This window comes from Streptococcus sanguinis (assembly GCA_013378335.1).
GTDB classification, from domain to species: Bacteria; Bacillota; Bacilli; order Lactobacillales; family Streptococcaceae; genus Streptococcus; species Streptococcus sanguinis_I.
On sequence record CP040556.1, the window covers coordinates 2023423 to 2048351 of the forward strand.

Here is a 24929-nt window from a genome sequence, read left to right on the forward strand (position 1 = left end):
AAAACGTATTTTTATTGTATGCCTTTTCCCTACAGCTTGACAATGGGAATACAAGAAAAAGACCAGCTTTCGCTAGTCTTTCCTTATTACAATTTTGTACTTATTATCTACAAAATCAAAGTTTCTAAGCCGACTACTTATTTCTCAGTCAATGCTGCAAGTCCTGGTAATACTTTACCTTCAAGGAGTTCCATTGATGCACCACCACCAGTAGAAATCCATGAGAACTTGTCTGCACGGCCAAGGTTAATGGCTGCAGCAGCTGAGTCACCACCACCAATGATTGATTTTACGCCAGGTTGTTTCACGATAGCGTCCATGACACCGATTGTACCAGCTTGGAAGTCAGGGTTTTCAAACACACCCATAGGACCATTCCAGACAACAGTTTTCGCACCAGTCAAGGCTTCATCAAATTTAGCGATAGATTTTGGACCGATGTCCAAACCAAGGAAGCCTGGATCCACTGCTTCACCTTCAGTATCTTTCACTTCAGTATAGTCCGCAAAAGCATTTGCTTCTTTAGAGTCAACTGGCAAGATCAATTTACCGTTTGCTTTTTCAAGAAGAGCTTTCGCAACATCCAATTTGTCTTCTTCTACAAGTGAGTTACCGATTTCGATACCTTGTGCTTTGTAGAATGTGTAAGTCATACCACCACCGATAAGGACTTTATCAGCTTTTTTAAGCAAGTTTTCGATAACACCGATCTTGTCAGATACTTTTGAACCACCAAGAATAGCTACGAATGGACGTTCTGGAGTTTCAACAGCTTCTTGGATGTAGGCAATTTCATTTTCAAGAAGGAAACCAGCAACAGCTTTTTCAACGTTTGCTGAGATACCAACGTTAGATGCGTGTGCACGGTGAGCTGTACCGAATGCATCATTTACGAAGATACCATCTCCAAGAGATGCCCAGTATTTACCAAGTTCTGGATTGTTTTTAGATTCTTTCTTGCCGTCAACATCTTCAAAACGAGTGTTTTCGACCAAAAGAACTTGTCCATCTTCAAGAGCATTGATAGCTGCTTCCAATTCAGCACCACGAGTGACACCTGGGAAAACAACATCTTGACCCAATTTAGCAGCCAAGTCTGCAGCTAGTGGAGCAAGTGATTTGCCTTCTTTGTCTGCTTCTTCTTTGACACGTCCAAGGTGAGAGAAGAGAATTGCACGACCGCCTTGCTCAATAATGTATTTAATAGTTGGAAGAGCGGCAGTGATACGGTTGTCATTTGTAATCACTCCGTCTTTCAATGGTACGTTAAAGTCTACACGAACGAGGACTTTTTTACCTTTTAAATCAACGTCTTTAACAGTAAGTTTTGCCATGTTACAAAAACTCCTTTTCATATTTTATACGCAACTATTATATCATATTTTCCAAAAGTTTTCTTGATATAAGGAAAATTTTCACAAAAAAGAAGTGCATGACACTTCTTTCTCTCGAACTTTGGAATTAGAGAATAGGAAAAAGGCCGCTAAACTCATTCAGACAATAGTTAAAGCTGGATTTTTTCTCTAGATTCGACAACTCAAAAAGCCAGTAAAACTACCGACTTCAATGCTTTCCATTGTTAAATTGCAAACACCTGTCCTACTGCATAGGTGACCGCCATAGTTAAAAGACCGATCACGAGGTTGCGAATCATAGCATTTTTGAGTGGTGCTTTGCCTAATCTAGCGCTGGTATAACCTGTTCCCAAGAGGGCCAAGGCCACGATTAGAACGGTTGCCCAGATACGGATAGTAGCTGGAAGCAGGATAATCGTAATCATAGGAAAAAGCGCACCAACAGCAAAGGCTAAAAAGCTTGATACGGCAGCATGCCAGGGATTAGTGAACTCCTCAATCTCGATTCCATATTTTTCCTGTACCAAAGCCTCCAACGGATCCTGGAGAAAAGCCCGATTAGTCATGAGCTGGGCAGAAGTCTCACACTCGCCATTTTGAACATAGGCAGCATAGAGAGACTGCCTAGCGATATCTGGATTTTTCTCTAAAAGCTCCCGCTCTCTGGCAACAGCAGCTTCTTCTGTATCCTTTTGAGTAGAAACAGAAACATACTCTCCACCAGCCATAGAAAAGGCACCCGCAAAGACTGCCGCCAAACCAGACAGAAAGATAATCCAGACATCGTCCGTCGCACTAGCCACCCCAATAACCACACCTGCTATGGAAATAATGCCGTCATTAGCTCCTAAAACCCCAGCCCGCAATATATTCAACCGACCACTAAAGTTCGTATCAATTTTATGTTCTTCCACTATTTAAATTTTCTCTTTCTTTTTATTTATAATGATTATAAATAAAATCCAGAGCTAATACAAGAGAAAATCGAAAAATGAGAAAAGTTCTACTATTTAAGAGAAGAAAGGCATTGAAAAAAGAGCCGTTTTAAACGACTCCTTTCTTTATAATCACTATAATGCTGTAACAAACTAATTATTTCACCACAATATTAACCAATTTATTTGGCACGCTAATGACCTTTACAACTTCTTTGCCAGCAATTTCAGATTTAATTTTCTCATCTGCCAAGGCGAGTTCCTGCAGTTCCTCACGGCTCAGGTCCTTAGCTACGATTAGCTTAGCACGGACTTTACCCTTGATTTGCACTACGATTTCGACCTCTGCCTCAACCAGCTTGCTTTCATCATAAGTTGGCCAAGCTACGTAGGAAATGCTCTTGCCAGTTTGAGCTACTGCCTGCCAGAGTTCTTCAGCCAAGTGCGGTGCAAAAGGCGCAAGCAATTGAATGAAACCTTTAGCATATTCGACATAGAGTTTTTCTTCCTTGTTGGCTGCATTGACAAAGATCATGAGCTGGGCAATGTCTGTATTGAATTTCATAGACTCGATTTGCTCTGTGACAGATTTAACAGTTTCGTTATAAACCTTGTCAAGAGCACCATTGTTATCTGTAACGATTTCTTTGCTTGTCATCAAACGGTAGACACGATCCAAGAACTTGCGGCTGCCTTCCAGACCTTCCTCGCTCCAAGCGATGGATGCATCCAGTGGCCCCATGAACATTTCATAGACACGCAGTGTATCAGCACCATATTGCTCCACTACATCGTCTGGATTGACCACATTCTTCAGAGATTTAGACATCTTGGCAGGCGCCTGCTCCAGCTCTTCTCCCGTTTCGATATTGAAGAAAGAACCGTCGCGTTTTTCGACCTTGTCTGTCGCCACAAGAGCACCACGGCTGTCACGGTAGCTAGTCCCCAGAATCATTCCTTGGTTAAAGAGTTTTTGGAAAGGCTCTTTGGTCGGAACCACTCCGATATCATAGAGGAATTTGTGCCAGAAGCGGGCATAGAGGAGATGAAGCACAGCGTGCTCTGCACCACCGATGTAAATGTCAACTGGAAGCCAAGCCTTGAGCAGCTCTTCGTCTGCTAATTTCTCATTGTTGTGGGGGTCAATGTAACGCAGGTAATACCAGCTAGAACCAGCCCATTGAGGCATGGTGTTGGTTTCGCGGCGTCCTTTGACACCATCTTCCCGAGTCACTTCCAGCCAGTCAGTCAGATTGGCCAGAGGGCTTTCACCGGTACCAGAAGGACGGATATCCTTGGTTACAGGCAAGACTAGCGGCAATTCATTTTCAGGGACAGCAGTTGAAGTACCATCTTCCCAATGAATGATGGGAATTGGCTCACCCCAGTAGCGCTGACGGCTAAAGAGCCAGTCGCGCAGGCGATAGGTGACTTTTTCGTTTCCGACACCTTCTGCTTCCAGCCAAGAAACCATCTTGTCAATAGCGGCAGCCTTGTCTAAGCCATCTAGGAAGCCAGAGTTAATATGCGGACCGTCTTCTGTGTAAGCAGCATCAGCAACATTGCCACCCTCTAGAACCGGAATAATCTCTAAATCAAACTGCTTAGCAAACTCCCAGTCGCGCTCATCGTGCGCAGGAACGGCCATGATAGCCCCTGTTCCGTAGCTTGCAAGCACATAGTCGGCAATCCAGATTGGGATTTCCTTGCCATTGACAGGATTGATGGCATAAGCTCCTGTCCAGACACCAGTCTTCTCCTTAGCCAAATCAGTCCGAGCCAGATCAGATTTGAGGCTGGCTGCATGTTTGTAATCTGCTACTGCTTGGGCTTGTTCTGCACTTGTAATGGCATCGACAAGTGCATGCTCCGGAGCCAAAACAGCATAGGTCGCACCAAAAAGAGTGTCCGGACGAGTCGTAAAGACGGTGAAGTCCTTGTCTGTGTCCTTAATCTTGAAGGTTACATTGGCACCAGTTGACTTGCCGATCCAATTGCGCTGCATATCCTTGATAGACTCTGGCCAGTCCAGCTCCTCCAAGTCATTGAGTAAACGTTCTGCATAGGCTGTGATTTTCAGCATCCACTGTCGCATAGGCTTGCGGACAACTGGATAGCCACCGCGCTCAGATGTGCCATCTGGCAGAACTTCCTCATTGGCAATAGCCGTTCCCAGCTCTTCCACCCAGTTTACTGGCACTTCAGCTTCATAAGCCAGGCCTTTTTCGTAGAGCTTAGTGAAAATCCACTGGGTCCACTTGTAGTAGTTGGGGTCAGTTGTATTGATCTCCCGGTCCCAGTCATAGGAAAAGCCAAGAGCGTTGATTTGACGCTTAAAGTTGGCGATGTTTTCTGCTGTAAAGTCAGCTGGGTCATTGCCTGTATCCATGGCGTATTGCTCAGCCGGCAGACCGAAGGCATCCCAGCCCATAGGATGCAGGACGTTATAGCCCTGAGCCCGCTTGTAGCGGCTGAGGATATCTGTCGCCGTGTAGCCCTCCGGATGCCCTACATGGAGCCCCGCTCCTGATGGGTAAGGAAACATGTCCAGCGCATAAAAGTTGGGCTTGTCCTTATCCGTACCTGTCTTAAATGTATGGTGCTCCGCCCAATATTTCTGCCACTTGGGCTCAATTTCTTTGTGATTATAATAAGCCATTCTTTTCTCCATTTTTTGTACTGTTTCTATTATACCATTTTCAAGGGATTTTGAAAGACGGAATTTCATGACTGCTAGACACATCAGACAAGGAAGCCCTCCACAAAAAAACAAGCCACATTGTCAGCCCTAAGGTTGAAAGGTGGCTTGTTTTATATTTTGCTTTTATTTATCCAATTCCCTGACATATTGGTCGACTGCTAGGATGGCACCTGCAATGTCAGAAGCTGAAATCTCAAATGGCATCTGATGAATGGTTTCGCCCTCAATTGTCGCTTGCTGACCAACTTTGAGCAAATCTTCATAGCTGGCATTTTCCAAATGCATTTCTTTCAAAGTTGTTGGCATACCTATCTTTTGATAGAAGCGAATATATTTTTCCAATTCTTCTTTAGGTCGGTTTTCTAAGAAGAGTTGGGTCAAGGTTCCATAGGCAACTTTTTCACCGTGGGTCAGGTGATGAATATCGCCTGTGAGAGCTGTAAAGCCGTTGTGGATAGCATGGGCTGCCGCTAAACCGCCGCTCTCAAATCCCACACCGCTGAGAAGGGTATTGGCTTCAATGATATTTTCCAGAGCTGCAGTCACGACTTTCGCTTCACAGGCTGCGATAGCCTGCAGGCCATCTGCAAACAGTATTTCTTCACACTTCTTCGCAATCGCTACACCAGCCAAACTCTGTCTTTGTCCCAACATGGTAGTGCCATTTTTCTGCTGGACAGCCCGCGCCTCTACCCAAGTCGCTAAACCATCTGCAATCCCAGAAGCCAGAAGCCGTTTTGGCGCTCCAGCAATTACTTTCGTATCCACCAAGACGAGTTCAGGGTTTTTACTATAGAAAATATACTTTTCAAAGGCTCCATCTTCTGTATAGATAACAGAAAGTGCTGAAGTTGGGGCATCTGTAGAGGCAATGGTTGGCGCAATGACCACAGGGCGTCCTAGTATGTCTGCAATCGCCTTCGCACTGTCAATCGTTTTCCCACCGCCTAGACCAATAACTAAGTCTGCTCCGTCTTTTTCAGCCAAAGTAACGACCCGATCTATTTCAGCGTCAGAAGCTTCTCCGTTAAAAGCGACATGCAGCACATGAAAGCCATAACGAGTAAGGTAGTCATTGAATTTTTCCCCAACAATCTGGTAAACCACATCATCACAAAGCAAGACTGGATGGTTGCCTAACTGAAGAATCTGTTTTGCATTTTCAAACAGAGCATTTTCTCCCTGAATATAACGAGACGGACTTGCAAAAATTTTCATAGAGCACCTCTTTCCCTTTTATAGATAGAGCATTATACATGCCTTTTAAATGTATTCCTGATTGTGAATTGCTGACCAGTCTGCGGCAAAGTCATCTACTGCCTTAGCGATAGACGGCATGGCAAAAGCTGCTGCAAAGATATCTGGTCCTGCTGTAATGGCTTGGGCCCCATCAGCAAAAGCACGATTGATTTGGTTAACATTCTTAAAGGAAGCTGCCAATATTTTGCTGGCGGAATGATCCCGCTCAATCGCCTTAGCCAGTTGTCTAATTACAGCATCTGAATCAATATTGAGATTTTCCATGCGGTTATAGTAAGGAGCAAGATAGTCAGCCCCCGCTTCAATAGCTAATAGACCTTGAAAGGTTGTATAAATGGCTGTCGCTGTGATCTTGTAGCCTTCTGCTTTGAGAGTTTTGATAGCTGCCAGCCCAGCCGGTGTGACCGGAACTTTAATGTAGACAGCATCACCGCATTTTTTTCGAATTTCAGCAGCATCTTTCAAGATTCCCTCATAATCCTTGGCAACAACCTGCACATGGATAGATGGACCTTCTCCTATGATTTCCCGAACGGCGCGAATCCGTTCGAAGAAATCTATTCTTCCTTCTTTTTTTGCGATGGTCGGATTGGAAGTCACTCCCGCCAAGGGGAGGACTTCCGACCATTTTTTTATCTCCTCTAAATTTAAGGTATCAAGCATGAATTCCATAAATTGGACCTCTTTTACAACGTGTGCTCCGTACGTCCGATAATATCATCTTGCGTCGCCTTGGAAAGTACATTGAAGAAAGCAGAGTAGCCTGCAACGCGAACAATCAAATCGCGGTGTTTTTCAGGATGCTTCTGAGCATCAATCAAGGTTTCCCGAGAAACGACATTGTATTGGATATGATAGCCATGCAGACGGTTAAAGAATGTACGAAGCAAGGCAATAAGTTTCACTTTATCTTCTTCCTTAGACAGGGTCTGAGGATTCACTTTTTGATTGAGCAGAACGCCTCCTACGATTTCATCTGTCGGCAATTTGGAAACAGATTTTAATACAGAGGTCGGGCCGTTCTTGTCCATATTGTGGGATGGAGAGCAGCCTTCAGCAAGCGGTGTTCCGGCATTGCGGCCATCTGGTGTCGCCAAGGTACCGCGACCTTGACCGACATTGGCTGAAATAGAAGATGTTCCAGAGTAGCGGATACCGCCAATTGGACCACGGCCATAACGGGTATTTGGATATTTAGCGATTTCATCCACATAAATATCATAAGCATCTGTCACTAGCTTATCTGCGTAATCATCATCATTACCATATTTTGGTGCATCATGAATCAGCATCTCTTGAATTTCTTTACCACGCTCATCTGCATAGTCTGTTTCAAGTGCATGCCAGAGTTCAGCCGGAGTCAGCCTGCCTTCTTCAAAGACTAGCTTCTTGACGGCCGCCAATGAGTCTGATAGATTGGCAATACCGACTTGAAGACCAGAAATATAGTCATAGACAGCTCCACCCTCTTTCAAATGCTTACCACGCCCGATACAATCATCTGTCAAAGCTGAGCAGAGGATATCCGGTACTTCTCTTTCGAGAGACAGGTCGATAGAATTTTCCACGATGACACTCATGCGGGTCAAGTGGCGCAAGGTCTTGTCCCAAGCCGTTTGCAGCTCTGCAAAGCTCTTCATATCTTTAAAATGACCGAAGCTTGGTGCAAAGCGCTTGCCAGATGCTGGATCAATTCCATCGTTCATAGTAATCAGAAGCACCTTAGGGAAGTTCATGTAGCTCATGCCTGTACAACGGTAGCCCCATTTACCAGGCACAGCAGTTTCCACACAGCCGATAGCACTATAGTCGTATGCATCTTCTTCCAAAACGCCTTTAGCAATAAAGGACGGAATGATGATTTCATCATTATTGAAGGCCGGCATACCGAAACCTAGCTTCATGACTTCAATACACTCATTCATAAAGCGAGCATCTAGGCCTGCATGATAGCGAACGGTCAGATTCGGCTGAGGAAGATGAGTTTGAGCTACAGATTTCAAGACAAGGTAGGAAAGTGGGTTGACTGCATCTCTCTTATCTCTCGTTTGGCCACCGATTGTCACATTTTGATAAAGGGGACTGCCCGCAGATGAGAATGTGTGGGCCTGACTGCGCACTTTATTAATGGTAATCGTTTTAATCCAGAGATTGGTTAAGCGTTCTACAATGCTAGCCTCTGTCTCACGTCCAGCTTCCAAATCTGCCTTGACATAAGGATACATGTACTGGTCAAAGCGGCCATAAGAGAGCGAGTGTCCGTTGGACTCAATCTGAAGGATACACTGGATAAACCAAACAGACTGAACAGCTTCAGCAAAGGTTGATGCTGGCTCGTACGGTACTTTAGAACAAATTCTAGCGATTTCTAAGAGCTCCTGACGGCGCTTAGGCTCTGCTTTTTCAGCCAGCTGATTGGCCAAAGCAACAAAACGCTCCGCATAAGCTTTCACAGCATCCACAACGATGAAAATGGAATCATAGAAGTGGTATTTGTCAATACTAGCCGGATCGGTCAAATCCAAAGCTTCCTTAGCTGCACGAGCTTTTTCTTCAAAGCCTTTCAGTCCATAAGCCAAGAGTTTTTGATAGTTGACCGCCAAGTGGGCGTCCCCAGAGTTCATCTTTCCTTCCATACCAAAGAAGCCAGTTTCCATATAAACCTGAACTTCTTCTGGAAGTAGAGCCCCTGCTCGAGCACGGAGGTTATTGTTTTCCCAGAAAGGAGCGATACTGCGGAGCTGCTCTTTGGTTTCTTCTGTAATGTAGAAGACATCTCCGTCCCGCTTCTCAAAAAGATCTAGTTCATTGAGTACAAACTCTAAGGTATACTCTGGGAAAATAGGCGCGTCTTTATTAGATGAAGCCTGATTACCGACAATCATCGTTTCATCTTCGATATAAAGCGTCATATTTTCCAAAATCTCTTTGAGCATGTAAGCACGTTTCAACACATTTGGTTTTTCCTTATGCTTATCATAGGCCTTGGTAGCTAAGACAGCGCGCTCTGCGTCAATATAGGGCTTTTTATTCAAAACATCTTCCCGATACTTATTCATCCGCTCTGTTAAGCTGCCAAAATAGTCTGTTTTTATTGTTGTTCTTTCTACTTCTTTTACTTGGATCATTTGACTACGACCTTTCTTATGAAATTTAATTTATTTCTTTCGTAACTATTGTAACACGCAAAATTCTAGAATTCAATCATTTATAGGCGATTACTAAATTAAAGATTTTTTGCACATTTGTGCCATCTGAACCAAGAAACTTTTGTGTTTTCATCCAACAAAATCAGATTATTCTTCATTTTCCAATTCGTTATTGTAGGCAATCTTATCCTGAAACTTCACAAATGGGAAATAGACAAAGGCGGACATGGCTAGGATGACAATTTGAATGACTGCCCCTTGCCAGCCAGCAACCATAAAGCCAGAAATGATAGCCGGTGTACTCCAAGGCAAAGTCACACCTGCGAATGGCTGCATAAAGCCAACCGCAATCGCCATGTAGACAATCAAAGCAGCCAGAACCGGAACCAAAACAAAGGGCAGGAACATGACCGGATTCATCACAATCGGAAAGCCAAAGACAACTGGCTCATTGACATTAAAGATTGCCGGAAAAGCAGCAACTTTCCCCAGAGCCTTATACTGCTTGGACTTGGCGGCAAAGAGCATGGCTACGACCACTCCGAAAGTAATACCGGAGCCCGACAAGATAAGGAAGCTATCCAAAAATTGCTGGGTCACAATATGAGCACCTTGACTGACAGACAGCTTATCTGCAGCAAGCAGGGCCTTATTAGCATCCAGATTTGACAGCAGCAAGGCTGTTACGACACCATTGACAACAGACTGGCCGTGGACGCCGAACCACCACAGGAAAGAAATGAAGAAAGCAATACCGATAGCTCCATACAGAGAGCCCGTCAGACCTTGCAGAGGCACCTGAATGACATCGTAAATCATCTCAATAAAGGTACCGCCACCAGTCGCTATCTTGGCAATAATATAAACAAGCATTGACAGCAAGAAAATAACGAAAGCTGGAATCATGGCTTCAAACTGCTTGGCAATCGCTTGAGGAACCTGCTCTGGCATTTTGATAACAATATGCTTTTGAATGAAAATCGTATAGATACTGCCAACTGCCAAACCAATGAGAATGGCTCCAATGATTCCTTGACCGCCAAACCAGACCTTGGCAATTGCATCTCCAATCGCCTCACCCTTTTCTGGTATGTAGGAGGATTTCAAAAGGATAAAGAAGGAAGAAAGAGACAGCACCCCTGCCGGCAGAGGCTCTACACCGCTGTTCTTGGCATAAGAATAGCCGATTGAAAAACAAGAAATCAGCCCCATAATGGCAAAGGTCCCTGAATAAACCTGCATAAACGGTTCTGTCCAGTCTGCCCCAAACACACCAGCAATGGCTTGATTTAGACCTTCAAACGGCAATTGCCCTACAATCAAGAATAAACTTCCCACAACTGTAAGGGGCAAAATTGCCAACATACCGTCTTTTAAGGCGATAATCCCGCGCATATTGACAAACTTCATAATCGGCGCAATGATTTTTTGAGTATCCACTTTAGACATAACGAAGCTCCTTGATTTTAATGTTTATCCAACAAACTCAAAGCGAGGTTTAGCACTTTTTTACCATCTAGCATACCGTAATCAGCCATCGGAATAACTGCAATCGGAGTATGGCAGCTGTCGCAAATAGCTGTAGATTTGTCTAGTGTATAGGCTACCTGAGGGCCCAGTAAAGCGACATCTAGATCCGCTGCATAATCAGCCAGCTTAGCCTGAGAGTAGGCTTCAATCTCAGCTTCCAGCCCTTTTTCAGCTGCAGCTATCTTCATGTTATTGACCAACATTCCTGTTGAAAAACCTGCCGCGCAGAACAAACCAATCTTAACCATCTTTTCATCCTCCTGATGATTTATTTTTTCCCTTGTAATTCTCTTCTCAAGTCGATGATTTCCTTGATGAGATTAATCTCTGTAATGCTGGTCATCAAATGATCCTGAGAATGAACAAACAGCGCTGTGATCTCTGTTTTCGTTCCTCCAGCTTCCTGAGCTAGGAACTTGGTCTGCAAGTTATGGGCCTCTAACAGCGCCTTATCTGCAAGCTCAATCTGCTCATCGCATTCTGAAAACTTACCATCTTTAGCTAGTGATAAAGCTTGATAAATATGCTGCTTGGCATCACCAGCGTCTAAGATAAGGCCCATGATAATTTGATCTGCTACAATCATTTCCATATGTTACAATCGCTCCTATCTTTATGATTAACAAAAACTGTTCTTTTGTTTGAAAGTGATTTATTTTTGTTTGTAACTAGAATGTATCACCTTTAGCTCAGTCCGTCAATACATTATAGAACAAAATAGCTAATTTAAATTTTTTCGCACATTTGTGCAAACGAAAAGGCTCCTCCACAAAAAACAACTGCTATACAGCTGTATTCATCTGCGAATCAAAGGCACTCTATTAGATACGAACGATAAGCAGATTCGACACAAAAAAAGAAGCAGCAGCTATTCGCTTCTACTTCCTCATATATGCTATTTTAAGAAACCGAAACTTATCTTTTAAACGGCTTTCTCAATTTCCTTTGCTATTTTAATTTTCCGCAATTTCCTCTGGAAGATGTATTTCAATAAAATAGCAGGATTCAGACTGTAGGATAATTGCAATTTAAAATAATTAATCCACTCGATGACAGCAAAAAAACAAATTGCTAAAGATATTATGCCTGTGGAAAATTCACTGTAATTTAAAATAATTATCAGGGCTCCCACACCCAGTAAAATAAGGTCTAAGAGCTTTAGTATCCTGTAAATCTTGCCTGTGTATCTTTCAGCAAATCCTGGATTGGAAATCCTTTTTATCAAAATCCACCAGAAAACAGAGCCCTGTATCAGAATAAAACTGAGTACAAACAAGGAGAATGAAATAGAAATCAAAGCTCCAGTAGTAAGAATCCATTTTTTGAGCAGGAAAAAATTCATCCAAAATACTAGCACAGCGACTAACTCTCCTGTGGCTAAACTAGTCAATTTTTGTTTCATAATCTTTTTCAAATCAACAATCCACCTCCATACATAGCTGCTAATCCACTATTAAAAAATAGGATTCCTGAATTTAGTTTTGGAAGTCTTATTTCACCTGAGATTCTACTGCCATCAAGAAGTGAAGAAACTCCTATCTCCGTCCAAGTCTAGCATTTTCAAAATAGTCGCTTCATCTGTGACCAAGTGATTGACATATCCAGCTCGCAACACAGCTAATATAGCAGCAGACTTTTGACTGCCATAAGCAAAGGCTAGACTAAGCGGCACTTTTTTCAAATTTTCCAAAGAGATGGCAATCGTTCGATTTTGCAAATGCTGGTAGACTATGTCCCCTTTTTTATTAAAGAAGCGGCAGCAGATTTCTCCGACAGCAGCATGGCTCTCTAGTGCAAGAAAATCCTCTGAGGTCAGCATGTCCAGCCATTGACGATTTCTCGTGTCAACCTGCCCGCCAATACCAACCACAGCCACATCCAGCTCCTGCCAGCTGCTTTTTAGATCTTCAAAATATTTAGAAGCTAAAATTCCATTTGTCAGCTGCTCATCTTCCTGAATAATCGTGGAATTTATAAAACGGCAGTCCCCATGATATTTCCCAGCCATGCTATAGATGAGGGTGTTCACATGGTAACGTGCATGGATATGACTGGGGCCACCCGCCAAAGGAAAGAAATGGACATTTGTCAAATGCTTGCTGCTGGAGTGCTCTACCAAAAGACTCAAGCTCTTTCCCCAAGAAAATCCGACTTTATCATTGTCTTTAATCAGGCCTCGCAGCATACCTGCAGCAGCTTGAGCCAGCCTTTCTTCTAGGTCTGCTGGAGATTCATCCACTAAATTACTGACAATTTCGATTCCCTTGAGCCCGTATTTTTCTTTTACATAGTTTTCCAAGTGGAACAAGCGAGTATCAAAGTCTTCAATCTCAATCTTTACAATGCCCTCTTTTTTCGCTTCTGCCAGCATTCGACTGATGGTGGTGCGATAAATCCCTGTCTCAGCCGCAATGTCAGACTGGCTTCTTTCTTCTATATAGTAGAGATAAGCAATTTTTGCCAATAGTTTTTTTCTTTCATTTTTCATCTTATCTCCTTCTCTGCTAGATCAGAGTCAGCTTGATATCGGCAGCTTTCAAGCGCTCAACAGCCTCTTTAGGAATCGCCTTGTCAGTCACCACTTGGGCAATCTGCTTGAAGCCGAATCTCTTAACTATTCCTTTTCTGGTAAACTTGCTTGAGTCCGTCAAGACAATCATCTGGTCAGATGCCTCTGACATATACTGCACAACCTCACTCCGCATCAGATCCTTGCCTGTAAAGCCTAGATTTTCATCATAGCCATCTGTTCCGACAAAAGCATGTTCTACGTGAAAAAAGCGGATCATTTCCTTGAGAAGAGGCCCCACTGTCACCTGCGAATCTTTCTGAAATTCTCCACCCAGCAAGATAATTTTACAAGAATCAGCTTGCTTTATATAATCCGCAATAAAATAAGAATTGGTAATAATCTTGACATTCTTCTTCGTTCGGCAGATTTCCTCAGCTAGTAAGGCACAGGTCGAGCCTGATTCGATCATAATGGTTTCATTATCCTGAACGATTTTTGCTGCTTCCTGAGCAATCCGGCGCTTGGTATCATAATGAAAGGAAAGCCTGACATTCAGATCATCGCCGCTATTTAAAACAGCATAGCCATGCTCTCTGCGCAACAGACCTTTGGTTTCCAGCTTATCCAAGTCTTTGCGAATCGTTACTTTGGACACTTTTAAGCGGTCAGACAAAGTATTGACATCGATTCGTTCAAATTCAGATACTAATTTAACAATTTCATCTAAACGTTCCATTCTATCACCTCTGCTATTATTGTAACAAAAGACGTCTTAAAAATAAAATAAAAATAACTTTCATTCGTAATTGTTTTTCTTTCTAAAATAAGTTATAATGATTGTATCCAAAGGAGGCCTGAGTATGGAAACAACAAAAGGAATTATTTTCAACATCCAACATTTCAGTATTCATGATGGACCAGGGATTCGTACAACGGTTTTCCTCAAGGGCTGTCCTCTACGCTGCCCTTGGTGCTCTAATCCAGAATCACAGCAACACAGACCCGAGCCTATGCTGGATGCTACTACCAAAAAAAGCATCACTATGGGGGAAGAAAGAAGCGTCGAGGAGATTATCGACGAAGTCCTAAAGGACAGAGATTTTTATGAAGAATCTGGCGGCGGGCTGACCTTATCTGGCGGAGAGATTTTCGCTCAGTTTGAATTTGCCAAGGCCATTCTCAAAGCCGCTAAGGAAAAAGGGATTCATACCGCTATCGAAACAACTGCCTTTGTAGAACACGAAAAATTCGTGGATCTCATCCAGTACGTTGATTTTATTTATACCGACCTGAAGCATTATAACTCTGTCCACCACCGCAAGGTGACTGGAGTAAAAAACGAATTGATTGTTCAGAATATCCACTACGCCTTTTCTCATCAAAAGACGATTGTTCTCCGCATTCCTGTCATTCCAGATTTTAACGACTCCTTAGAAGATGCAGAGCGGTTTGCGACTTTGTTCAATGAACTATCCGTCGATCAAGTCCAGCTGCTGCCTTTCCATCAATTTGGCGAAAACAAATACAAATTACTCGGCCGAAAGTATGCCATGGAGGATGTCAAGGCCTTGCACCCCGAAGACTTATTTGAATACCAAGATGTCTTTTTGAAGCATGACATTAATTGTTATTTTTAGTCTTTAATTTTTCAAACACTAAAAAACAAGCCACGCTTTCAGCCCTATGGTTGAAAGGTAGCTTGTTTTATTTATTCTCCAAATAGTTTGAGTTTACTTTCAATTTCCTGATAGACCAAGCTGGATTGCATACCGACGGCTGCAGCGCTGTCGCGACAATACTGGAGCAAGAAGGTGTAATACTTGTAGTAGAAGCTCAGGTCATAGCCCAGCTTGCCTAGAATGGCTAGCTGCTCCTCAAAACCTACAATCAAGTCTCGAAACCACTGCTCATTCCAAGTCATGGAGATGCTATTTGGCCGCAAGCGATAGTAATAGAGCGGTTCATTGAGATAGATGATCTTTTCTGACTGAAGGTACAGCTTATAAGTCGTGAAGGCATCTTCGGCCACTCGGCCGACTGGATAGCGCACTGTATCAAAGAGCTTGCGCTTATAGAGCTTGGCCCAGGCACAGAGAAAGACACCGTCTACTATGCGTCGTTTAGGGTACTCCTCGATTATCTCTTCTCGCGTATAGAGGGTTTCAAAATGCTCTGTCGAATAGTAGAGGAAGGCTGAATCCTCTGCACGAAAGCTACAGTGGTGACCAATAGCAATGTCCGCGTCATACTCTTTCAGCTTTTCATAAAGACGGGCAACATGCTGCTCAGGCAGCCAGTCATCTGAATCAACAAAAATCAAATAGTCTGCACTAGAGTGCTCAATCCCTGTGTTGCGGGCACCGGACAAGCCTTGATTGTCCTGATGAATGAGACGAATCCTCGCATCCTGGTCAGCCAGTTCTTGGCAAATCTGGCCAGAAGCATCTGTTGAACCATCATTGACTAGAATAATTTCCAGATTTTGATAGGTCTGACGACAGACGCTGTTCACACATTCTGCTAAATACTGCTCAACATTGTAAACAGGGATGATAACACTGATTAATTCCTGAGACATAATAACTCCTATTCTTTTCCTGTCTTTTTATTATACATGATTTTTTAGGTTTGTGAGGTGTTTTTGGAAAATAAGTTTTTAAAGGATAGCTTTTTATTTTTAGACATACTTTAATCCATTGTTCAATTGCTGTGTTTTTACACTTATAAAAATCTTCCGTCCTTTATTTTGTGCTATACTCGAAATAGGGATTTTAAGGGAGATTAGGAAATGTTTGGATTCTTTTTCGTCGCATTTGTGGCTGTCTTTGGCATCGTCTTTTTTATCAGTTATAAGCTACTTGAAGACAGGGAAGATACGGACTCGGATTGGTCGTCCAGCCAAAGCCCAGAGCCTGACTATTTCCAGCAAACCCAGACTGCCCCTTGGGAACTCAAATACAACAAGGGAAAACAGGGAGAGTACCAGCTTGGTCAGGTCTTGAACCAGCTCTATGGCTATAAAAAGATTTTGTATAATCTCTACATCTTCAAAGAAGATGGCACTACCACTGAGATTGATGCCCTGCTGATTCACCCGTCTGGGATTTATATTTTTGAGTCAAAAAACTACAAGGGCTGGATCTTCGGCTCAGAAAATCAGCAATACTGGACTCAGGTTCTTTCCATAGGACGCGGAAAATCTTACAAGCATTCTTTTTTCAATCCCATTATTCAAAATAAAGTCCATCTCAAATGGATCAGCTACTATCTCAACCAATACACGCCCAATCTGTACTCCTATATCGTCTTTGGCAATGACTGTCAGCTTAAGGAAATCCATCTAAACAGTGACAGGCATAAGGTTATTCAGACCTGGCAAGTGATAGGGGCAATTGACCGGCAGGCCTGCCAATGTCAAGTCTACCTGTCGCCCGAGCAGATTGACGACCTCTATCGTATGCTCCTGCCCTTGACCAAGCGAAAGCAGGTCATCAAAGAGCGCCATATTAACAGCATTACTCAGAATAAACAGCGTAGAGAAGCAGAAAAGATCTGCCCTCGCTGCCAGCATGGATTGGTACTCCGTACAGCATCCAAAGGTTCTAGGGCCGGTCAGCAATTTTGGGGCTGCTCCAATTTCCCAAGATGCCGCTTTACTAAAAAATACCAAGACCCTGTCTGCAGTCCGCTTGCCGAGCAGGTTGCGCAAGTACCTAATTTTGAACAGCCTGTCGTGCAAAACCTAAATCAAACACAAAGCAACAGCTAGAATCTGCTGTTGCTTTTTTGTAGATTATTTTTCCCTCTAGCTTGCAAAACCTAAGATTTTTTCTTCAGGCCAAGGAAGCCAGCACCCAGTCCTAAGAGCCCGAATCCAAGCAGATTGGTCAATAGACTGCTTTGGCTGCCGGTCTTAGGCAGTTGTTTTGAAGAAGCTTGCTCAAGAGTTGGCTGTTGAGACGCTGCTTGAGGGTCCGTCTGGCCGCTTGCTTTGTAGGTCAGATTTTCCACCTGGCTCCCCTTTGGATCAGGTCTTGCAGGGTTTGGCTGCTGGGCTTGATTTTGGGGAGCCTGCTCCATATCGGCCAGCGGCACGATACTCTTCATAAACTCATCTTGTGAAATGGCCCTTTCTTCGACTGCATCTTGAATACCAGTGAGGCTTACAAAATAGTAACGAGCCCAATCCTTGGTCAGTCGCTGAATACCAGCCAAACCAGCTCCTGGATACCAGAGCGGCTTACTCACTTCTTCAGCAAATTTCCAGTCACCGCCAACTTGGATACCAAGCTTGGCATCTGGGTCAGATTTTTCAGAAATACGAGCTTCTACGGAAACTAAAACAGCCCGAATGGTTTGAGGATTTGGAATATCACGAGCCTGATCAGAACCCCAGTGGGCAACCCTATCCTGCTTAGGTAATACCTCAATAGCTGTTCCCCGCCAGCCAAGGCTTCCTGCCGCGCATCTCCTACGTAGCTGGACATATTCCCCTTGAACTGAGCAACCCATTGAACCCCTTGAGGGTGATCCACAATTTTCTCCCAGACATTGGAGTCCTTCCGAAGGACGAAAGCCTGCATGTTACGAACATCTGCCCAAGCATTGCTGGCCTTATTGTCCGTCATTTCCATCACAACACCCCAAGGATCAAATTCATTCATCCATTTGCCGCGTTCCTTGTCAAAGACAGCCTGCGCTTCTTCGTCGGTCATCCCTTCGCCTTTATAAGCTAGGTAGTACCAATCAGCCGCTGGGTCATAAGTCGGACGACCGCCTAACACAACGGCTCCGCCATTAAATTGGCCGGGGCCGCCATTAGGACCACGCTTTTGACGCTCCCCATTTTCTTCAACGACATTTTCCTCCGACCAAACCCAGACATCCCCTTGATTGGCCCCCATCTGAGCAATGGCGCGCTGCTTCTGCTCATCGGACATGACCTGACTGGCTGGCAACTCGCTAGCAGCTGATTCGGCCTGACTTGCAGGAGCTGCTTGGGGTTCAGCCACAGCTGGATTTTCAGCCTCAGGACTTGCTTGGGCTGCTGGAGAAGTAGGCGTTTCGGCTACTGCGGCAGAGGCAGGCGCAACATCTTCTGCTTCAACTCTTGATACGCACGTCAAAGCTGCTAAGGACAAGAGGGAAGCACATAGCAGCAAGCCGCTTCCATACTTGGCAGCAGAAGCAGATTTTGCTAGCCCTTACCAAGAAAACTTATTATTCATATCATTCTCCTTTCATAAGGTGCAGATTCGAGGTTAATCAATGAAGTATGCAGACTGATTCACTGCTCTTAGCATTCATTGATTCTGAATAACAAATAATCTCCCTGCAAAAAAAGCTTAGGGCAGAGGATTCCCTGCGCTCTTGTATATCTTATACCAGTCAGCCCGAGAGAGCTCAATATCAAAAGCAGCTACCATTGAGCGAATTCTCTGCGGATTCATGGAGCCAACAATCGGCTGCATCTGAGCCGGATGACGCAAAATCCAAGCGAGAACTAAGGCTTCAAAGGAAACTTGATAGTCTGACGCAAAGGCATGCAGAGTTTCTGTAAGCTGAGCATATTTAGGATGCTCCATAAAAAGTCCCTGGTTCAAGTCGACCTGAAATGGTGACCAAGGCTGAATCGTGATATGATGCAATCGACAATAGTCCAATACACTACCATCCCGAACGATTGCTAACGGATTGAGCATATTGGCATTGAGCCCAGCATCCAGCATCGGAGTATGGGCAGGACCAAACTGCAATTGGTTAGCAATCAAGGGTTGCTCCACACTTTTCTGCAGCAGCTCGATCTGATAAGGATTTTGATTGCTGACTCCGAAATAGCGGACCTTCCCAGCTTGGTGCAGCTGTGAGAAAGCTTCAGCCACCTCTTCCGGCTCCATAAGAGCATCTGGCCGGTGCAGGAGGAGCACATCCAGATAGTCTGTCTGCAAACGCTCCAAGCTGGCTTCAACCGAACGAATAATATAATCCTTAGAAAAGTCAAAATGGTAGTTGGTGTGAACATCCCGCAGTCCGCACTTGGACTGGATGAGAACTCGGTCCCGGGGGATCTTAGCCGAGCGAAGAGCCTGCGCAAACTTGGCTTCAGATTGCCCACCAGCATAAACATCTGAGTGGTCAAAGAAATTAATTCCCACTTCTACCGCTGTTTCAAGAACGGAAACGACCTCTTTGGGATCATGCTCCGCCAGTCGCATGCAGCCCAAAACCAGCTGGCTGGCTCCTTCCAGTTCATTCCCGACTGTCATATATTTCATCGCAACACCTCATTTCTTATAGACCGGATGATCAAGCAAGGTCAACTCTTCAATCTTGACATTTTCAGTTTCAAAGACGATAAATTCATTCTTTTCCTTAAGCAAGCCAGACGGCACATAGAGATAGTGAATCGGCCCTTCATTCCAGTAGCGGCCAAGGTTGAAGCCGTTGACCGAAATACAGCCCTTACCATACTTAGAGCAGTCGATGAAGGTATCAGCAATATCATCCAACTTCGCTTCAAAGCGATAGAAGGTCGGTGCTTTGACTCTTTCCGGTGGAGCTGAGTAGCAGTCTAGCTTGGCCAGCATTTTCTGGTCAAACTTGAGCGCATAATGCTTCCAGCCCTTGCGGAACTGGTGGTTAATCATGATACCACCCTTGACTCCCTTAGATTGACTGGGTGCGCCCAGCTTGTAACCATAGTTGACCCGCCCCATATTTTCCACCAGCACATCAATCTGAATCCGCTCGGTATCAGCTGAGAAGAGCATCTCATCACCGATTTCTTCCCGATACTGGGTAGCTAGGTGCTCCTGATTGATATAGAAATGACAGCGGTCATGAGTCTCCAAGGCCTTGAGCCTTTCCTCATGGTATTGATTTTTGATATCGGAACGGTAGAGGATATAGCCATGATTCTGCCCAATCTGCTCCATAGGCTGCGGATAATCCAGCAGAATTTCTTCAGTGATATCCGCTGCCACATCCAGCAGATTTGCAGTCCCAAGCAGCGGAAAACTGCCATAGGCCTTGTCCTGTCGGCTAATCGGCTCCATCTGCTCAAGCTCTGGAAAGACCTCGTGGGTCACCCGCTGAACAGCGTAGTATTTCTCGGTCGGCTGCCCCCACTCAGTAATAGGAGCATCAAAGTCATAGGAGGTAATCTGTGGCAAATCCTTGGTCTTGCGGGCAGAACAGCCGCTGATAAAACCAAAATTGGTCCCACCTCTCAGTAGGAAAAGGTTCATGCTGCCCAGCTGCAGCATTTCTTTGACATCCTGAGCCAAATCTTCGGCTTCACGCCGAACGATTTCCTCGCTCCAGCGGCTGAACCAGCCATCCCAGAACTCCGTACACATAAGCGGCCATTTCTTGCCGTACCGCTCCATGAAAGCTCGCAGATTGTCTGTATTTTCCTTGGGCTGGGAGCCAAAATTCCCTGTCACAAAAATATCATCCTCAATCAAGGTTCCAGACTCCAAAGCCTCTATCCATGTCCCATCAGAGGTAAAGAGGGGAACCGTAACTCCACGCACCTTCATCATCTGCGCAATACTGCGCATGTAGGCCTTGTCTTCGGCGTAAGAACCGTATTCATTTTCCACCTGCATCATGAGGATAGGTCCGCCTTGATCACTCTGATAGGGCAGAAGCTTGGGAAAGAGCCAGTCATAGAAATGACTGACCTTCTCCAAAAAAAGCGGATGATTGACCCGCAGGCGCATTGAAGGATATCTCAAGAGCCAAGCCGGCAGGCCGCCAAAGTCAAACTCTGCACAGATGTAGGGCGTCGGCCGGACAATGAGATAAAGCCCCATCTCCTCAACCAACTTGAAGTACGCTTCAAAATCCAGCATGCCCTCTGCCTGAAACTGACCTTCCTGAGGCTCATGCAACGCCCAAGGAATATAGGTTTCTACCGTATTAAAGCCTAAAGCTTTAAGATTGTAAAGGGTATCTCGCCACTGGTCCGGATGAAGCCGGAAATACTGAATAGCTCCTGATAAAATCTTAAAAGGTTTGCCATCCAGGTAAAATTCTTCTTTAATTTCAAATTTTGCCATCTATCCAAGCTCCTCCTGTTTATCTGCCATCTTGACAAAGGGCAAATATATAGCGGTCGAAATAGCGATATTAACAAGCGAAAGAATAATTGCCCGCCAGTCGAATGCTGTCGCAAAGAAACCGTAGAGAATCGGCGGCATTACCCAGGTAACGTTTTGAGTAACCGGCGCAACCAAGCCCATAGAGGTTGCAAAGTAGGCTACTGTCACCATGACCATTGGCGTCAGGACATATGGAATAAACATAATTGGATTCAAAACGATTGGCAGACCATACATGACCGGCTCACCGATGTTGAAGACCATTGGGAAAATTCCCAACTTGGCCACTTCGCGATAGTGCTTGTTCCGAGATTGCCAGAGAATGGCAATGGCAACCCCAATCGCATCAAACCAGACAAAAGCACCAAAAGAATTATCCGTCCACATGTAAGGAATCGCATGCCCAGCCTGATAAGCTTCCAGATTGGCCAGCATGGTCACACCAAAGAGACTGGCCATAACTGGCGCCAGCACATTACCACCGTGCAGTCCAAAGAACCAAAAAATCTTATTGAGAAAGACAATGAGCAGCACAGCCCAGAAGCTTTGAGACAAGCTGAGAAGCGGCGCCTGAAGAATCTTGTAAATCCAGTCAATCAACAGCTCGCCTGTCACCAGATTAAAGAGATAGGTCGCAATTCCCACGACATACATGGCAATCGCAGCTGGAATGATAGACAGGAACGGCTTCATGATAGCTGGCGGAACAGAATCCGGAAGCTTGATAGTCCAGTTACGATTCATAACCTTACAGAAGATAATGACGGACACAAAACCAATCAGAATGGCAGTAAAATAACCACGCGCACTGATCTGGTCACCTGGAATGACACTGTTAATCGTCACAGACAGGTTACTGCCGTCAAGTTTTAGCTCTGGAAGTTTTGAAATTGCCTTGCTCAGTCCTGGTGTTTTGCCAGCCAACTCAAAGGTTTTAGTAACAGAGCCACCAATGGTAATGATGTAGGAGGCAACAGCTACCAGACCGGCAGACACCTTATCAGTATTATAAATCTTAGCGATATTGACCCCGAAGGTAAAGAGAAACAAGAGGGTAACGATAGGGATACTGCCCTTAAATACCAGCCAGTTAATATCAATCAGCCACTGGAAGGTAGAGGAAATCCAGGTCCAGCCGAACTGTCCTGGCAAGTCAGATAGAAAGGCGTTGACCATGAGGGCGAAAGAGCCCGTCATAATCACAGGCATGGTCCCGATAAAGGAATCCCGTAGGGCAACCAGAAATTTTTGGTTGCCGATTTTATTGGCAATAGGCATGAGACGCGCTTGCCATTTATCAACCAAACTACTCATCTGCATTTCTCCTATTCATCAAATTTTTTATGCAAATCAACAATCTCCTTTGCCAAATCAACAAAGGCGATACTGGTCATGAGATGATCCTGCCCATGCACCATAAATAAACTAAGTTCTGTTTTCTCTCCTTGTGCCTCCTTGCTCAGCATTTCAGCCTGAGCGTGATGGGCTTGCAGCAGGGCCTTCTGAGCCTGACTCAACCTCTCCTGAGCTCGGTCAAAATCCTGCTTTTTAGCTGCTGCAATGGCTTCGATAGCACAAGATTTAGCCTCTCCGCCATACATAATGAGGGTCATAGCGACCTCTAAGGAATCTTTATTTTCCATAGGAGCACCTACTTCATGAGCGACTCTGCCAGATCCAGGACCTTATCCCCCTTCATCATTCCGTAATCCGTCATAGGGATAACATCCACCGGAATGCCTTTTGAAGCTAGTTTTTCCTGTAAATCCTCCAGTAGATAGCGGACCTGAGGCCCCAGCAAAAGGACATCAACCTTTTTCTCGCTCAGATAGTCTTCTGCTTCTGACACTGGCACCGCAAATATCGTCGCAGCTAAACCTCGCTCCTCTGCAGCTTTCTGCATTTTATTGACCATGAGACTGGTGCTCATCCCAGCTGCACAGACTAACATAATCTGTTTTGTTTCCATCGGCATCCTCCTTTATGAATCTGACCTAGCCTGCAACGACGCTTGTTATTTATTTTTAATATATAAACAAAAATCCAAAAATAGAATATTTTTCACTATGTTATTAACATTCTATAAACATTATAACTATTTTTCTGTACTATGTCAACGCTTACATTTGAGATTTCTAGCTTTTTTTGATAGTATAGCAGCAGAGGAAACAAGATGACACGAACTAGAAAACAAAACGAGCTAAGGGCAACTGTCCTGGATCGGCTCTATGCCAAACGACCGATTTCCCGGATTGATATTTCAAAAGAAACTCAAATTACACCAGCCACGACCGGCAGCATCATCAATGAGCTGATCAAGGAAGGCTTGGTACTGGAGCTGGGCGAGCTCAATGACGAGAGCGTAGGCCGCAAGAAAACCCTGCTAGATATTGCGCCCCGTAGCCGCTACTATCTAGGCTTTGAGATTTCTGAAAAACAGCTGGCCATCGTCATCGCTGACAATACCGGTGAGATTGCAGAAAGCAGCATTCGGACTTATCAAGTCGAGGTGACAGGCGGCCCGTCTGACCAGGAAATTATCCAGCTGATTCAAGATTTTCTAAAAAAGAACAGCCAATACTCCATCTCAGCGATTGCCCTCGGGTTGCCGGGGCATGTGAATCTCTCTGAGAGTGATTTTATCATTTCTAAAAACCCCCACTGGGGACAGATTAACCTGCGGACTATTCAAGAGGCTTTTGACCTCCCTGTCTACTTTGCCAATAAGTCCCACTGCCTGACACTGGCTGAACGCCTCTTTAGCTATCATCCGACAGACAGCAATTTTATCGTCTATCATGTCGCCCGAGGTATTCATTGCTCTTACATGTACAAGGGCAGCATTTACAGCCAGGATAATTATCTTATCGGGGAGGTGGGGCATACCGTCATCAATCCTGAAGGCGAGCGCTGTCCTTGCGGTAAGCAGGGCTGCCTGCAGGTTTATGCCAGCGAGAGCGCTCTGATTGATAAAGCAGCTATCCTGTATCGGGCTTCCCAGACCTCGCTCTTAAAGACCCTTGTAGAGGATGCTAATGATATTGATTTGACAAGTTTGATGACCGCCTATCGCTTAGGAGACTTGGGTAGCATTGAGTTGATTCATACTGCCTGCCGCTATCTGGCAATTTCCATTTCCAACCTCTGCCAGCTTATTGATAGCGAAAGGATTTATCTGGACGGCCAAATATTCTCCTATCCGGTGATTGCCGAACAGGTCCTGGCTCAGTTAGAGCAGGAAGTCCCTCTCTTTCCAAAACAAAAACAAGCAGAGATTGTCATTATCCCCTACTCTAAATACAGCATTGCCCGCTCTGCAGTCAGCCTCTGTGTTTATCATGAATTTTTAGATAAAAAAGGAAACCTATAAAGGCCGAGACAA

At 44.6% G+C, this 24929-nt stretch carries 21 protein-coding genes and 1 pseudogene; 3 read left to right on the plus strand and 19 right to left on the minus strand.

Annotation, left to right across the window (positions count from 1 at the left end; all coding sequences use genetic code 11):
• Positions 1–137: 137 nt before the first annotated feature.
• From FFV08_10345 to FFV08_10400, 12 genes are all read right to left on the minus strand, one after another.
• Positions 138–1334, minus strand: a complete 1197-nt coding sequence (locus tag FFV08_10345) for a phosphoglycerate kinase (protein QLB52956.1) — start codon at positions 1332–1334, stop codon at positions 138–140.
• Between the two features lie 245 nt (positions 1335–1579).
• Positions 1580–2269 (minus strand): VIT family protein, encoded by a 690-nt coding sequence (locus FFV08_10350; protein QLB52957.1) that lies wholly within the window; start codon positions 2267–2269, stop codon positions 1580–1582.
• A gap of 178 nt (positions 2270–2447) precedes the next feature.
• On the minus strand, positions 2448–4949 hold the full coding sequence (locus tag FFV08_10355; protein ID QLB52958.1) for a leucine--tRNA ligase: 2502 nt from the start codon (positions 4947–4949) through the stop codon (positions 2448–2450).
• A 165-nt stretch (positions 4950–5114) separates the two neighbouring features.
• Positions 5115–6209 (minus strand): glycerol dehydrogenase, encoded by a 1095-nt coding sequence (locus FFV08_10360; GenBank protein QLB52959.1) that lies wholly within the window; start codon positions 6207–6209, stop codon positions 5115–5117.
• 45 nt (positions 6210–6254) lie between these two features.
• Complete coding sequence (locus FFV08_10365) at positions 6255–6923, minus strand: fructose-6-phosphate aldolase (GenBank protein QLB52960.1); 669 nt, start codon at positions 6921–6923, stop codon at positions 6255–6257.
• Between the two features lie 14 nt (positions 6924–6937).
• A complete protein-coding gene (locus FFV08_10370) occupies positions 6938–9379 on the minus strand; it encodes a glycyl radical protein (protein ID QLB52961.1) in 2442 nt (813 codons plus the stop codon).
• Between the two features lie 168 nt (positions 9380–9547).
• A complete protein-coding gene (locus FFV08_10375; GenBank protein QLB52962.1) occupies positions 9548–10849 on the minus strand; it encodes a PTS sugar transporter subunit IIC in 1302 nt (433 codons plus the stop codon).
• A gap of 17 nt (positions 10850–10866) precedes the next feature.
• Positions 10867–11178: a PTS sugar transporter subunit IIB gene (locus FFV08_10380; GenBank protein ID QLB52963.1), complete on the minus strand. Its 312-nt coding sequence runs from the start codon at positions 11176–11178 to the stop codon at positions 10867–10869.
• Positions 11179–11198: 20 nt separating this feature from the next.
• Positions 11199–11522 (minus strand): PTS lactose/cellobiose transporter subunit IIA, encoded by a 324-nt coding sequence (locus tag FFV08_10385; GenBank protein QLB52964.1) that lies wholly within the window; start codon positions 11520–11522, stop codon positions 11199–11201.
• 330 nt (positions 11523–11852) lie between these two features.
• Positions 11853–12332 carry a hypothetical protein gene (locus FFV08_10390; GenBank protein QLB53301.1) on the minus strand — a complete coding sequence of 160 codons (480 nt, stop codon included), beginning with the start codon at positions 12330–12332 and terminating at the stop codon, positions 11853–11855.
• 114 nt (positions 12333–12446) lie between these two features.
• Positions 12447–13418 carry a sugar-binding transcriptional regulator gene (locus tag FFV08_10395; protein ID QLB52965.1) on the minus strand — a complete coding sequence of 324 codons (972 nt, stop codon included), beginning with the start codon at positions 13416–13418 and terminating at the stop codon, positions 12447–12449.
• Positions 13419–13434: 16 nt separating this feature from the next.
• The gene (locus FFV08_10400) at positions 13435–14178 is read right to left on the minus strand and encodes a DeoR/GlpR transcriptional regulator (protein QLB52966.1); all 744 of its coding nucleotides are present in this window, start codon (positions 14176–14178) and stop codon (positions 13435–13437) included.
• Positions 14179–14275: 97 nt separating this feature from the next.
• Between FFV08_10400 and FFV08_10405 the strand changes: the two genes are divergently transcribed.
• Positions 14276–15079 (plus strand): glycyl-radical enzyme activating protein, encoded by an 804-nt coding sequence (locus FFV08_10405; protein QLB52967.1) that lies wholly within the window; start codon positions 14276–14278, stop codon positions 15077–15079.
• Between the two features lie 71 nt (positions 15080–15150).
• On the opposite strand, the gene FFV08_10410 is transcribed toward FFV08_10405, so the two are convergent.
• Positions 15151–16020 carry a glycosyltransferase family 2 protein gene (locus FFV08_10410; GenBank protein ID QLB52968.1) on the minus strand — a complete coding sequence of 290 codons (870 nt, stop codon included), beginning with the start codon at positions 16018–16020 and terminating at the stop codon, positions 15151–15153.
• Between the two features lie 210 nt (positions 16021–16230).
• Between FFV08_10410 and FFV08_10415 the strand changes: the two genes are divergently transcribed.
• Positions 16231–17211, plus strand: a complete 981-nt coding sequence (locus FFV08_10415) for a topoisomerase (protein QLB52969.1) — start codon at positions 16231–16233, stop codon at positions 17209–17211.
• Positions 17212–17261: 50 nt separating this feature from the next.
• On the opposite strand, the pseudogene FFV08_10420 reads toward FFV08_10415, so the two are convergent.
• The 6 genes and pseudogenes from FFV08_10420 to FFV08_10445 form a co-directional block, all read right to left on the minus strand.
• Positions 17262–18670 (minus strand): annotated as a pseudogene (locus FFV08_10420) (LPXTG cell wall anchor domain-containing protein).
• Between the two features lie 117 nt (positions 18671–18787).
• Positions 18788–19717: an aldo/keto reductase family oxidoreductase gene (locus FFV08_10425; GenBank protein ID QLB52970.1), complete on the minus strand. Its 930-nt coding sequence runs from the start codon at positions 19715–19717 to the stop codon at positions 18788–18790.
• A 9-nt stretch (positions 19718–19726) separates the two neighbouring features.
• Positions 19727–21505 carry a beta-galactosidase gene (locus tag FFV08_10430; GenBank protein ID QLB52971.1) on the minus strand — a complete coding sequence of 593 codons (1779 nt, stop codon included), beginning with the start codon at positions 21503–21505 and terminating at the stop codon, positions 19727–19729.
• Complete coding sequence (locus FFV08_10435; GenBank protein ID QLB52972.1) at positions 21506–22867, minus strand: PTS sugar transporter subunit IIC; 1362 nt, start codon at positions 22865–22867, stop codon at positions 21506–21508.
• Positions 22868–22872: 5 nt separating this feature from the next.
• On the minus strand, positions 22873–23190 hold the full coding sequence (locus FFV08_10440; protein ID QLB52973.1) for a PTS lactose/cellobiose transporter subunit IIA: 318 nt from the start codon (positions 23188–23190) through the stop codon (positions 22873–22875).
• Between the two features lie 8 nt (positions 23191–23198).
• Positions 23199–23516, minus strand: a complete 318-nt coding sequence (locus tag FFV08_10445) for a PTS sugar transporter subunit IIB (GenBank protein QLB52974.1) — start codon at positions 23514–23516, stop codon at positions 23199–23201.
• Positions 23517–23720: 204 nt separating this feature from the next.
• Between FFV08_10445 and FFV08_10450 the strand changes: the two genes are divergently transcribed.
• A complete protein-coding gene (locus FFV08_10450; protein ID QLB52975.1) occupies positions 23721–24917 on the plus strand; it encodes an ROK family transcriptional regulator in 1197 nt (398 codons plus the stop codon).
• Positions 24918–24929 lie beyond the last annotated feature (12 nt).